8 protein-coding genes are annotated in these 12189 nt (G+C 70.7%); 7 read left to right on the top strand and 1 reads right to left on the bottom strand.

Annotated features, from left to right (window positions below; translation table 11 throughout):
- Positions 1 to 16: 16 nt before the first annotated feature.
- Complete coding sequence (locus ACFUNE_RS10420; protein ID WP_383564777.1) at positions 17 to 2461, bottom strand: beta-L-arabinofuranosidase domain-containing protein; 2445 nt, start codon at positions 2459 to 2461, stop codon at positions 17 to 19.
- 469 nt (positions 2462 to 2930) lie between these two features.
- Here ACFUNE_RS10420 and ACFUNE_RS10425 point away from each other — a divergent pair, with 469 nt between their 5' ends.
- The 7 genes from ACFUNE_RS10425 (at position 2931) to ACFUNE_RS10455 (ending at position 12075) form a co-directional block, all read left to right on the top strand.
- Positions 2931 to 4016 carry an ABC transporter substrate-binding protein gene (locus tag ACFUNE_RS10425; RefSeq protein ID WP_329225561.1) on the top strand — a complete coding sequence of 362 codons (1086 nt, stop codon included), beginning with the start codon at positions 2931 to 2933 and terminating at the stop codon, positions 4014 to 4016.
- 101 nt (positions 4017 to 4117) lie between these two features.
- Entirely contained in the window at positions 4118 to 5725 is a 1608-nt protein-coding gene (locus ACFUNE_RS10430; protein WP_383564780.1) for a sugar ABC transporter ATP-binding protein, read from the top strand.
- Positions 5722 to 6720, top strand: coding sequence for an ABC transporter permease (locus ACFUNE_RS10435; RefSeq protein ID WP_383564782.1), 999 nt, complete (start codon positions 5722 to 5724; stop codon positions 6718 to 6720). The genes ACFUNE_RS10430 and ACFUNE_RS10435 overlap by 4 nt, the downstream gene beginning before the upstream one ends.
- Positions 6717 to 7760, top strand: coding sequence for an ABC transporter permease (locus tag ACFUNE_RS10440; protein ID WP_383564784.1), 1044 nt, complete (start codon positions 6717 to 6719; stop codon positions 7758 to 7760). The genes ACFUNE_RS10435 and ACFUNE_RS10440 overlap by 4 nt, the downstream gene beginning before the upstream one ends.
- Before the next feature lie 66 nt (positions 7761 to 7826).
- Positions 7827 to 8867, top strand: a complete 1041-nt coding sequence (locus tag ACFUNE_RS10445) for a LacI family DNA-binding transcriptional regulator (protein WP_383564786.1) — start codon at positions 7827 to 7829, stop codon at positions 8865 to 8867.
- On the top strand, positions 8867 to 9931 hold the full coding sequence (locus ACFUNE_RS10450) for an aldose epimerase family protein (protein WP_383564788.1): 1065 nt from the start codon (positions 8867 to 8869) through the stop codon (positions 9929 to 9931). Before ACFUNE_RS10445 ends, ACFUNE_RS10450 begins: the two co-directional genes overlap by 1 nt.
- 131 nt (positions 9932 to 10062) lie before the next feature.
- On the top strand, positions 10063 to 12075 hold the full coding sequence (locus ACFUNE_RS10455; protein ID WP_383564791.1) for a GTP-binding protein: 2013 nt from the start codon (positions 10063 to 10065) through the stop codon (positions 12073 to 12075).
- Positions 12076 to 12189 lie beyond the last annotated feature (114 nt).

A 12189-nucleotide genomic window follows, 5' to 3' on the forward strand; every position in this document is an offset into this window, starting at 1 on the left:
GAGGGCGGGCTGCCCCTCAGCGCAGCTGCCAGAGGTGGTCCGCGGTGCCGTTGTCGTCGTACTGGACGACGTGGGCGCTGTCGGCCCCGGACATGCCGTCGACGCCCAGCACCTTGCCCGAGTTGCGGTTGCGGACGCGGTACCAGCCACCGCCGTCCGGCACGAGCTGCCAGAGGTGGTCCGCCGTGTCGTTGTCGTCGAACTGCACGACGTGGGCGCTGTTGGCGGTGGACATCAGGTCGACGCCGAGCACCTTGCCGGAGTGCTGGTTGCGGATGCGGTACCAGCCGTCGCCGTTGGCCACCAGCCGCCAGAGGTGGTCCGCCGTCCCGGTGTCCCCGAACTGGACGACGTGGGCGCTGTTGGCGGTGGACATGCCGTCCACGCCCAGGACCTTGCCGGAGTTCCGGTTGGCGATCCGGTACCAGCGGTCCGCGAGCCAGGGCGCCCCGTCCGGGCTCGCCGTCGGGAAGGACGTGATCCGCAGCCGCGCCGCGCCCATCGGGACGAGCGTGACCTCCTCGACCGGCTCGGTGCTGCGCGCGGGGCTCGCCTGGAGGGGCGCCACCACGTGCTCGCCGTCCGCGCTCCACTCGGGGATGCGGCGGGCGCGGGCTGTCATGACGAGCGGGGTGTTCTCCAGGGTGAAGGGGTTGTCACCGGGCGCGCGTCCGGTGGAGCGGTGGCGGAGCGAGTCCGTGGGGCGTGCGCCGTCCAGGACGAGGCCGTAGTTCCACGGGGTGGTGGCGTGGACGGCGTATTCCGGGAACTGCGTGGTGCCGCCGATGCGCTCGTACGTCTCGCCGATGCGCAGGGAGTAGGTCAGCGGCCCGTGGTCGACGCTGACCGAGCCGTGGTTGCCCGCCCAGGTGCGCACGGTGGTCCGCTGCGGCAGGCGCAGGGTGACCTTGTCGCCGTCGGACCAGGTCCGCTCGATCCGGGTGAACGCGGGGCCGGCCGGGGCGGTGACACGCTGCCCGTTCACTCGGACCTCCGGCTCCGCGCACCAGGCGGGAACGCGCAGGACCAGGGGGAAGCGCAGTTGTTTCGGGGCCTTGAGGGAGAGGGTGACCGTGTCGGTGAAGGGGTAGCCGGTCTCCTCGGTGAAGGTGACCTCCGTGCCGTCCGCGACCTTCGCGGTGACCTCGCAGGCCGCGTACATCGCCGCTGCGAGGCCGCCGTCCGGGGTGGCCAGCCAGAGCTCCTCGACGAAGTAGGGCCAGCCCATGCCGTAGTTGTGCGGGCAGCAGCGGTACTGGTCGACGCCGGGCAGATACGCCTGCATGGCGAAGCCGTTCTGGAACTGCCGGTCCTTCTTGGGCGCGTTGTCCAGGTCGACGCTGTTCGCACTCGTGACGTAGTGGATCGCCTTCCCCGACGGGTCCAGCGAGGCCGGCAGCGAGTTGAAGGCCAGCTCCTCGCAGCGGTCCGCCCAGAGGGGGTCGCCCGTGATCCGGGTGAGCAGCTGGTGGCTCGCCATGAACTCGACGATCCCGCACGTCTCGAAGCCCTGGCGGGGGTCACCGTGTCCAGGCCGGGCGTTCTCGTCGCCGGCGAAGCCGCCGCCAGGGAACTGCCCGTACTGGTCCATGGCCTTGGCGTACGTCCCGTAGGTGTCCCGGGTGTCCTGCTGCGCGCCGCTGCGCAGGGCGTACTGGGCGGGCTCCCGGAAGCCCTGGGCGATGTTGACGTTGTGCGGGTTGACCAGGTTGTCGCCCCAGTCTGCACCGTAGCGGTGGATCTTGTCGGCGAGGTCGAGCAGGAAGGTGTCGCCGGTGCGGTTGAACAGCCAGTACACGCTGTCCAGACCGTCGCCCCAGCGCAGCGCGATCCAGCTGGTGTTGAAGGCGCCGGGGCCCTGGGCGTTCATGTAGCGGAAGAACCTGCTGAGGAACGGGATGATCCGGTTGTCGCCGTTGTACTCCTGCCAGGAGCGCAGGGCCTGGATCAGGGGCAGGAAGGGCCAGAAGTCCGGGCCGCCGTTGAGTGCGGTCCGCAGGGACTTCGGGCCGAAGAAACCGTCTGACTGCTGGGTCGTGAGGACCGCGTCGATCCACCGGCGTGCGGTGGCGAGAGCCGCCGCGTCACCGGTGACGATCGCCAGATCCGTGTATCCGCGCAGCCAGTAGGGGACCTCCTCCCAGCCGCCCCGGTCGGTGCGGACCCAGCCGGACGTCTCGAAGTCGAGGAAGTGCGAGAACTCCTCGTAGCGGCCGCAGAGGCCGTCCAGCTGGAGGCGGAGCTGGCCGGCCAGCCATCCCTTGGCGGTGACCTTCCCGGGCGGCAGTTTCAGGAAGGCCGTCGGGTGCAGGGGCGCGGCGTTGGGGGAGTAGTGGCCGCCGGGCGCGGCGGCCATCACGCCCTCCGCGGCCGTCGCGGTGGTGGCCCAGCGGCCGCCCGCGGTCACCGCGGCGGCGGTGGCCAGGGCGCCGGTCATGAGTTGCCTGCGGTTCAGGGGCATCGTGTGGGGACTCCGCTTCTGCTCTGCCGGACAAGGGTGGGGTGACCGGCCCGGACGGGACCGGCGCATGGCGAAGGAAGTCGTCGCGCCTGTAGCTGACGGAGCGACAACAGCTGTGCAACGTTGGAAAATTGATGTCGGCGGTATGACAGCACGCGGTCAAGCCGGTGTCCAGAGGGGGCGCAGCACCTGGTGCCGTACCGCCCCGCCGAGCGGCGTGCCCCGGCCCGACACATTTTGGAAACGCATCGACAACTCTCTTGCCGCCTGCGCCGCCGCGCCTATATAACGTTGTAAACCGAGCCGCCGAGAGGCCGAACAAGCCCTCACGGCCACCCGTTTCCGCAGCTGGAAGCGGTTTCGTGAGGGATACGTCGTCATCTGCCGCCCAGCGGCCGATGCACCGTCCCGCCATGCCCGACCGCACGCCGAACGGCGTGCCGTCACCTCGCCAAGGAGCGTCCCGCGCATGATGACCCAGCGTCGATCCCGTACCCTCGCCGCGGCCTGCCTGCTCGCCGCCACCGCCACGCTGGCCGTTTCCGGCTGCTCCAAGTCGGAGACATCGGACAACGCGGGCGGTGACAGCAGCCAGGGAGCACAGGCGGCCAAGTCTCCCGAGGCCGCATCCGGCCCCGGCTGCTCGCTGCAGACCTACGGCGCGCCCAAGATCGACCTCAAGGACGCGGTGGTCGGCTTCTCCCAGTCGGAGAAGGAGGCCAACCCCTTCCGCATCGCGGAGACCCAGTCCATCAAGGACGAGGCCGCCAAGGTCGGCGTCAAGAAGCTGCTCACCACCAACGCGCAGTCGCAGCTGTCCAAGCAGATCAGCGACATCCAGGACATGCTGTCGCAGGGTGCCCAGTTCCTCATCATCGCCCCGCTGAACTCCGACGGCCTCGAGCCGGCGCTCAAGGCCGCGGCGGCGAAGAAGGTTCCCGTCCTCACCATCGACCGCAAGGTCAACTCCGAGGCGTGCAAGGACTACGTGGCCTTCCTCGGCTCCGACTTCGTCGAGCAGGGCAAGCGCGCCGCCGACGCGATGATCAAGGCGACGGACGGCAAGGGCAAGGTGGCGATCCTCCTCGGCGCCTCCGGCAACAACGTGACCACCGACCGGACCAAGGGCTTCGTCGACCAGATCAAGGCCGAGGCCCCCGGGATCGAGATCGTCGCCCAGCAGACCGGTGAGTTCGCCCGTGACAAGGGCCAGCAGGTCATGGAGCAGCTCATCCAGTCCAAGCCGGACATCACCGCCGTCTACGCCGAGAACGACGAGATGGGCCTCGGCGCCGTCACCGCGCTGAAGGCCGCCGGCAAGAAGCCCGGCAAGGACGTCAAGATCGTGTCGGTCGACGGCACCCGCAACGCCGTGCAGGCCCTGGTCAACGGCGAGTACAACGCCGTCATCGAGTCCAACCCGCGCTTCGGACCGCTGGCCTTCGCGACCGCCCAGAAGTTCTACGGCGGCGAGGAGATCCCCGAGAACGTCATCATCAGCGACCGCGCCTACGACGAGACCAACGCCAAGGCATCGCTGGGCGGGGCGTACTGATCCGCTCCTGAACCCAACGGCCCCGGCCGCCGCGGCACCCTCACCGGGCCACGGCGGCCCCCGGGCCCTCCTCCTTGGACAGCGGAAGGCCAAGAACACCCATGGCACCACCCGAAGCAGTACCTCAGGCACCGGAGGCGGCCGCGCCGACGGCCTCCGCCGTGCTCGAAGCCCGCTCGGTGAGCAAACGGTTCCCCGGCGTCGTCGCCCTCGACGACGTCAGCTTCTCCCTGCGCGCCGGGGAGACCCACGCCCTGGTCGGCGAGAACGGCGCGGGCAAGTCCACCCTCATCAAGGTGCTGACCGGTGTGTACCGGCCGGACGGGGGCGAACTGCGGATGACGGGCGAACCCGTCAGGTTCGCCCGGCCGTTCGAGGCACAGCAGGCCGGTATCTCCACGATCTACCAGGAGGTCAACCTCGTCCCGCTGATGAGCGTGGCGCGGAACATCTTCCTGGGCCGTGAGCCCCGCAACCGCTTCGGCCTCATCGACTTCGCCCGTATGCACCGCGAGACCGGCGAGCTGCTCGACGGCTTCGGCGTACGCGTGGACCCCCGCCGCCCCCTGCACACCCTCGGTGTCGGCACCCAGCAGATGGTCGCCCTCGCGCGCGCGGTCTCCGTCAACGCCCAGGTCGTCATCATGGACGAGCCCACCTCCTCGCTCGAGCCGCGCGAGGTCGAGACCCTCTTCCGGGTCATCGGGAACCTGCGGGACAAGGGCATCGCCGTCCTCTACGTCAGCCACCGCATGGACGAGCTCTACCGGATCTGCGACCGGGTCACGGTCCTGCGCGACGGCCGCCACATCCACACCGGCGACCTCGCCGACCTCGACCGGATGCAGCTCGTGTCGATGATGCTCGGCCGCGACCTGTCCGAGGTGCGGCGCTCCGGCGTCACCAACTTCGCCGCGGAGGGACACGAGGCCGCCCGTACGCCCGTCCTCACCGCGACCGGCCTCTCCAGCCGCCTCCAGCTCCACGACATATCCGTGTCCCTGTACGCGGGAGAAGTGCTCGGCCTCGGCGGCCTCCTCGGCTCCGGCCGCAGCGAGACGGCGAAGGCCCTGTCCGGTGCGCTGCCCCTGGACGCGGGCGAACTCACCGTCGACGGCACCACCCTGAAGCGCCTCACCCCGGCCGCCGCGATCCGGGCCGGCATCAGCCTGCTGCCCGAGGACCGCAAGGCCGAAGGCATCGTGCCGGGCCTCTCCGTCCGCGAGAACATCGTGCTGGCCGCCATGCCCCGCCTCTCCCGGGCCGGTGTCGTCTCGCGCGCCAAGCAGGACCGGATCGTCGACATCTTCATGAACCGCCTGCGGATCAAGGCGTCGAGCCCCGAGCAGAAGGTCGGGGAACTCTCCGGCGGCAACCAGCAGAAGGTCCTGCTGGCCCGCTGGCTCTGCCTGGAGCCCAAGGTCCTCCTGCTCGACGAACCCACCCGGGGCATCGACGTCGGGGCCAAGGCCGAGGTGCAGAGCCTCATCGACGACCTCGCCCGGGAGGGCCTCGCCGTCCTGCTCATCTCCTCCGACATCGAGGAACTCATCGAAGGCGCCGACCGGATCGTCGTCCTGCGCGGCGGAGCGGTAGCGGGCGAGCTGTCGGGCGACGACGTGGCCGAGGACCGGCTGCTCGAAGTGCTCGCCGACCACGCACCGGAACCGGCGGACACGGCCCCGGCCGCCCAGGAGGACCCCCGATGACCGATACCGCCGTGGCACCGCCCACGAAGAGCGAACAGCCCCGAACCTCCGCGAGCCCACTGGCCCGTCTGCGCGATCCCTCCTGGTACCAGCGGTACGGCGTGTACGTGGCCGTGGCGGTGGTGCTGCTCTTCAACGCCCTGTTCACCGAGCACTTCATGACCGCGGACAACTTCCGCACCCAGCTCGTCCAGGTCGCCCCCATCGTCATCGTCGCCCTGGGCATGGCCCTGGTCATCGGGACCGAGGGCGTCGACCTGTCCGTCGGCTCGACCATGGCGCTCGCCGCCGCTTTCCTGCCGCTGTACCTCGGCTACGGGCTCGTACCCGCGCTCGTCGTCTCGCTCCTGGCGGGCGCGGTCGTCGGAGCCGTCAACGGCGCCCTCGTCTCACTCGTCGGCCTGCAGCCCATCGTGGCCACGCTCGCCCTCTTCGTGGGAGGTCGGGGACTCGCCCTGGTCATGGCCGACGGCCAGCTCAAGCAGATCGTCAACCCCGACCTGCTGTCGCTGGGCACCGGCTCCTTCCTCGGCGTCCCACTGGTCGTGTGGATCGCCGGAGTGCTCGCCGTCGCCGTCGCGTTCCTGGTGCAGCGCACCACCTTCGGCCGGCAGATCGTGGCCGTCGGCGGCAACCGCTCCGCCGCCGCCCTCGCCGGGCTGCCCGTCAAGCGGGTCCTCATCGGCGTGTACGTGCTCTGCGGCGTACTCGCCGGTCTCGCCGGCATCCTCGCCACGGCCCGGCTCACCGCGAGCGACCCGTCCTCGCTCGGCACCCTCATGGAACTCTCCGCCATCACGGCGGTCGTGGTCGGCGGCACCCCCCTCAACGGGGGATCGGTCCGGGTGCTCGGCACCGTCGCGGGCGCCCTGCTCATGCAGCTCCTGCGGGCCACGCTCGTCAAGCACGACCTGCCCGACTCCACCGCACAGATCGCCCAGGCGGCCATCATCATCGCCGCCGTCTACGTCGCCCGGGAGCGTCGGTCCCGATGAACGAAACCAAGCCCGTCACCGCCGCCCCGGCCCCGGTGCCGACGAAGGCGCCCACGGCCCGTCCGGCCGCCGGCCCCGAGCAGACCGGCCGGCAGCGCGCCGCCGAACTCCTGCAACGCCAAGGCGTCCTCGCGGTCCTGCTGACCGTCGTGATCGCCGCCTCCTTCATCTACCCGACGTTCGCCTCGCTGGACAACGCCCGTGGTGTGACCATCCAGGCGTCCTTCCTCGCCGTGGTCGCACTCGGCATGACGATGGTCATCATCACCGGCGGCATCGACCTGTCCGTCGGATCGGTCTTCGCCCTCGGGGGAGTCCTCGCCGCCTGGGCCTCGCAGTACGGTTTCCTCGCCGCGCTGCTCCTCCCCCTCGTGGTCTGCGGCGGGATCGGCCTGCTCAACGGGCTCCTCATCGCCCGGGGGAACATGGCCCCCTTCATCGTCACCCTCGCCACCCTGCTGGGCGCCCGCGGCCTGCTGCTCGCGCTCACCGACGAGGGCGCCACCACCTACCTGGTGCCCAAGGACTCCGCCTTCGGCGAGCTCGGCCAGGGCAGTGTCTGGGGCTTCGGATACCCCATCCTCATCGCCCTGGTCCTCTTCGGAGCCGGCGGACTGGTCCTGCAGCGCACCTCGTTCGGGCAGACCCTCTTCGCCGTCGGCGGCAGCAGTGACGCGGCCACCCTGATGGGTCTCCCCGTCGCCCGGACGAAGATCCTCGTCTACACGCTCAGCGGGCTCCTCGCCGGGCTCGCCGGTGCCCTCAACGCGGCCAGGCTGTCCTCCGGCGTCACCATCGTCGGTGTGGGGATGGAACTCGACGCCATCTCCGCCGTCGTCATCGGCGGCACCCTCCTCGTCGGAGGCGCCGGGTCCATCAGCGGCACCCTCTGGGGCGTCCTCCTGCTGGCCGTCATCCAGAACCTGATCAACCAGATCGGCTCGCTCAACTCCTCGTACCAGTCGGTCGTCAGCGGCGGCTTCCTTATCGTTGTCGTGGTGGCCCAGCGCTATCTCGCGCGCAGTCGCAGAAGCACCTGACAACGAGCCGGCCGCTCAGGGCCGGACCAGAGAACCGAGCAGAGCCGAGCCGAACCAAGGAGTGCCGTGGGCGTCAGCCTCAAGGACGTTGCACAACGGGCGGGCGTGTCCATCAAGACCGTGTCGAACGTGGTGAACAACTACCAGCACGTCACACCAGGCATGCGCGCCAAGGTGCAGAAGGCGATCGACGAGCTCGGCTACCGGCCGAACCTCACCGCCCGCCACCTGCGCAAGGGCCGTACGGGCATCATCGCCCTCGCCGTCCCGGAATTCGGCAACCCCTACTTCGCCGAGCTGGCCGGAGCGGTCATCGACGCGGCCGCCCGGCACGACTACACCGTCCTGGTCGACCACACCGCCGGCCTCAGGGAGAAGGAGCTCCTGGTCAGCCAGGGCTTCCGGTCCCATGTGATCGACGGCCTCATCCTCAGCCCGATCCATCTGGAGACCGAGGACCTCATGGCGCGCACCGAGACGGCGCCGCTGGTCCTGCTGGGCGAGCGCGAGTACGAGGCGCCGTACGACCACATCGCCATCGACAACGTGGCGGCCGCCCGCGCGGCCGTGCGCCACCTCGTCGGCCAGGGGAACCGGCGCATCGCCTTCCTCGGATCGCGCACGGGACAGGAACGCCAGCCCGCGCATCTGCGGCTGCGGGGCTGGCGCGAGGAGCTCGCCGCCTCCGGAATCACCCCCGACGAATCCCTCGTCGTGGTCACCGACGGCTACGGCCGCGAGGACGGGGCCGCCGGCATGGCGCGGCTCCTGGACCGGGAGGACCGGCCCGACGCCGTGTTCGCGTACAACGACCTCATCGCCATAGGGGCGATGCGGAGCATCACCGAACGCGGCCTCCGGATCCCGGACGACATCGCCGTCGTCGGCTTCGACGACATCGAGGAGAGCCGCTACACGACCATCACACTCACCACCATCGCCCCCGACAAGGAGGCCATCGCACGCCTCGCCGTCGACAGCCTCGTCGCACAGCTCTCGGGCGAACCCGGCGTCGCCGAACCGCGCAGGCCACGCCCCGGCTACCGCCTCGTCGTACGCGAATCCACCACCCCCGGGCCCGACTCCGGCCACACCGAGGACCTCTGATGCCGCGCCCCACCGTGCACCGCACCCCCTTCGGCTCCGCCCACGGGATCCGGACCGACCTGTGGACCCTCGACAGCGGCACGGGTGTCCGTGCCGAGATCCTGACCTACGGCGCGTCGCTGCACAGCCTCACCGTGCCCGACACCGCAGGGGCCACCGCCTCCGTCGTCCGGTCCCTCGAGACCCTCGACGACTACACGGCGAAGCACCCCTACTTCGGCGCCGTCGTCGGCCGCTACGCCAACCGCATCGCGCACGGCCGCTTCGTCCTGGACGGGACCGAGCACCACGTCCCCGCCAACGACCGCGGCCACGCCCTGCACGGAGGCCCCGACGGCTTCCACACCAAGGTGTGGGAGGCGGACGCGGACCGGACCGACGACAGCGTGTCCGTGCGGCTCACCCTGCACAGCCCCGACGGAGACATGGGCTTCCCCGGGGCGCTGGACTCCACGGTCACGTACACCCTCGACACGGCGGGCACCCTGGCCGTCGAATACGCCTCCGTCACCGACCGCCCCACGGTCGTCAACCTCACCAACCACGCCTACTTCGAACTGGCCGGCCACGGCGACATCCTCGGCCACCGCCTGGAGGTCGACGCCGACTCCTACCTGCCGGTGGACGACGACGGCATCCCGCTCGGGCCGCCTGCCGAGGTCCGCGGGACACCGTTCGACCTCACCGCCCCCCGCGTCCTGGCGGAGTGCCTCGGTGAGGACGACGACCAACTGGGCGCGGCGGGAGGCTTCGACCACTCCTGGGTGCTGCGCGACTCCGGCGGGCGCCTGCGCCGCGCCGCACGGCTCACCGCCCCGGACGCGGCCCGGGTCATGGAGGTGTGGACGACGGAGCCAGGCATCCAGGTCTACACCGCCAACCAGCTCGACGGCTCCTTCACCGACGCCACCGGCCGCCGCCACGAACGGCACGGCGCGGTCTGCCTGGAGACCCAGCACCTGCCCGACTCGCCCAACCGGCCCGACCTGCCCAGCACCGTGCTGCGCCCCGGCGACACCGCGCGCAGCCGTACCGAACTCCGCTTCCCGCACCTGCGGAATTAACCGATTGCCCTCCGGCACGACCGCCTGCTGTAATTCCGGCACCAGCTGATCAACCCGGGAGATGTCCATGCGCCGAGCTTCTGAGTCCACCCAGACAGGAATCAATCCCTATCTCGAGGACCTGAAGCTCAGTGCACACATTGAACCTGGGAATTCTGGCGCACGTAGACGCCGGTAAGACGAGCCTGACCGAGCGGCTGCTCCACAACGCCGGAGTCATCGACGCGGTCGGCAGCGTCGACGACGGCAGCACACAGACCGACTCCCTCGCCCTGGAGCGGCAGCGCGGCATCACCATCAAGTCCGCCGTGGTGTCCTTCGCCGTCGACGGCGTCACGGTCAACCTGATCGACACCCCCGGGCACCCGGACTTCATCGCCGAGGTGGAGCGGGTCCTGGGTGTGCTCGACGGCGCGGTGCTCGTCGTGTCCGCCGTGGAGGGCGTCCAGGCGCAGACCCGCATCCTCATGCGCGCCCTGCGCCGTCTGCGGATCCCCACACTCGTGTTCGTCAACAAGACCGACCGCGCGGGCGCGCGGTGCGAAGGCGTCCTCGCCGACATCGCACGACGGCTGTCACCCTCGGTCGTCGCCATGGGCTCGGTCGACGCCGCGGGGACCAGGAGGGCCCGCACGCGGGCCCTCACCGCCGGGGACCCGGCCTTCGTCACCGCACTGACCGATCTGCTCACCGGCCACGACGACGACCTCCTGGCCGCCTACGTCGAGGGCGCGGCGGGCGTTCCGTACGGCCGGCTGCGCGAGCGGCTGGCCGCGCAGACCCGTCAGGCGCTGGTGCACCCGGTGTACTTCGGCTCCGCCGCCACGGGCGCCGGTGTGGCCGAACTGACTGCGGGGATCGCCGAGTTCCTGCCGTCGGCCGGCCAGGCCGTCGAAGGCCCGGCCTCGGGAACCGTGTTTAAGGTCGAGCGTGGTCCGGCCGGGGAGAAGATCGCGTACGCCCGCATGTTCACCGGGCAGGTACGCACCCGCGAACGCGTCCGGCTGCTGGGCGACGGTGACCATGAGGCCCGCGAGGGCAAGATCTCCGCCATCACCGTCTTCGACAACGGGAAGGACATCCGCGGCGACGCGCTCCCGGCGGGCCGGATCGGCAGGCTGCGCGGTCTCCACACCGTCCGGATCGGCGACACCATCGGCGAACGGGCCGGGCGGCCGACGCGGTCCCACTTCGCACCACCCACCCTGGAGACCGTCGTCACCCCGCACCGCCGTGAGGACAGAGGCGCACTGCACATCGCCCTCGGACACCTGGCGGAGCAGGACCCGCTGATCGGCGTACGCCGCGACGAGGTCCGCCAGGAGGTCTCCCTGTCGCTCTACGGCGAAGTGCAGAAGGAGGTCATCCAGGCGACGCTCGCGGACGAGTACGGCATCGAGGTCGGCTTCCGGGAGACGACGACCATCTGTCTGGAGCGGCCCGCGGGAACGGGCGCGGCCGTCGAATTCATCGACGTGGAGCCGAATCCCTTTCTCGCCACCGTCGGCCTGCGGGTGGACCCCGCCCCTTTCGGCAGCGGGGTGCGATTCCGCCGTGAGGTCGAGCTCGGTTCCATGCCGTACTCCCTGATGCGGGCGGTGGAGGACACCGTCGCGGAAACGCTCGCCCAGGGAATTCACGGATGGCGGGTCACCGACTGCACGGTCACCCTGACCCATTCCGGGTACTGGCCCCGGCAGAGCCACGCGCACGCGGTGTTCGACAAGAGCATGTCGAGCACTGCGGGCGACTTCCGGAACCTGACGCCACTGGTGCTGATGGAGGCGTTGAAGCGGGCCGGAACCACGGTGTACGAACCCATGCACCACTTCCGCGCCGAGTTGCCGGCCGACGCGCTCGGTCCGCTGGTACCGGTCCTCGCACGGCTGCACGCCGTTCCGGGGCCCCCGGTGACGGACGGGGGTGTCTGCACCGTGGAGGGGGTGGTCCCGGCCGCCCGTGTCCACGAGCTGCAGCAGCTGCTGCCGGGGATGACACGCGGGGAAGGGGTGCTGGAGTCCGCCTTCGAGGACTACCGGCCGGTCGACGGCCCTGTTCCGCACAGGTCCAGGACCGACCGTGATCCGCTGAACCGCAAGGAGTACCTCCTGCGCACACAGCGCCGGGTCGACGGCGGTCGGTGAGAGCCGCCAGGGGTGGGGGGGGGGCGGCCCCGGGGGCCCGGCCCCCCCCGGGGGGGGAATGAGTATGGGGCCCCGCGGCCCGCAATACCCGGGGCGGGGGGGGGGCGGCCCCGG

The sequence above is a fragment of the Streptomyces sp. NPDC057287 genome (assembly GCF_042667905.1).
Lineage (GTDB): Bacteria > Actinomycetota > Actinomycetes > Streptomycetales > Streptomycetaceae > Streptomyces.

What these genes read in the sequence shown, in the direction of transcription:
- ACFUNE_RS10420 (WP_383564777.1), bottom strand. Translation starts at nt 2,461, where the DNA reads ATGCCCCTGAACCGCAGGCAACTCATGACCGGCGCCCTGGCCACCGCC.
- ACFUNE_RS10425 (WP_329225561.1), top strand. Translation starts at nt 2,931, where the DNA reads ATGATGACCCAGCGTCGATCCCGTACCCTCGCCGCGGCCTGCCTGCTC.
- ACFUNE_RS10430 (WP_383564780.1), top strand. Translation starts at nt 4,118, where the DNA reads ATGGCACCACCCGAAGCAGTACCTCAGGCACCGGAGGCGGCCGCGCCG.
- ACFUNE_RS10435 (WP_383564782.1), top strand. Translation starts at nt 5,722, where the DNA reads ATGACCGATACCGCCGTGGCACCGCCCACGAAGAGCGAACAGCCCCGA.
- ACFUNE_RS10440 (WP_383564784.1), top strand. Translation starts at nt 6,717, where the DNA reads ATGAACGAAACCAAGCCCGTCACCGCCGCCCCGGCCCCGGTGCCGACG.
- ACFUNE_RS10450 (WP_383564788.1), top strand. Translation starts at nt 8,867, where the DNA reads ATGCCGCGCCCCACCGTGCACCGCACCCCCTTCGGCTCCGCCCACGGG.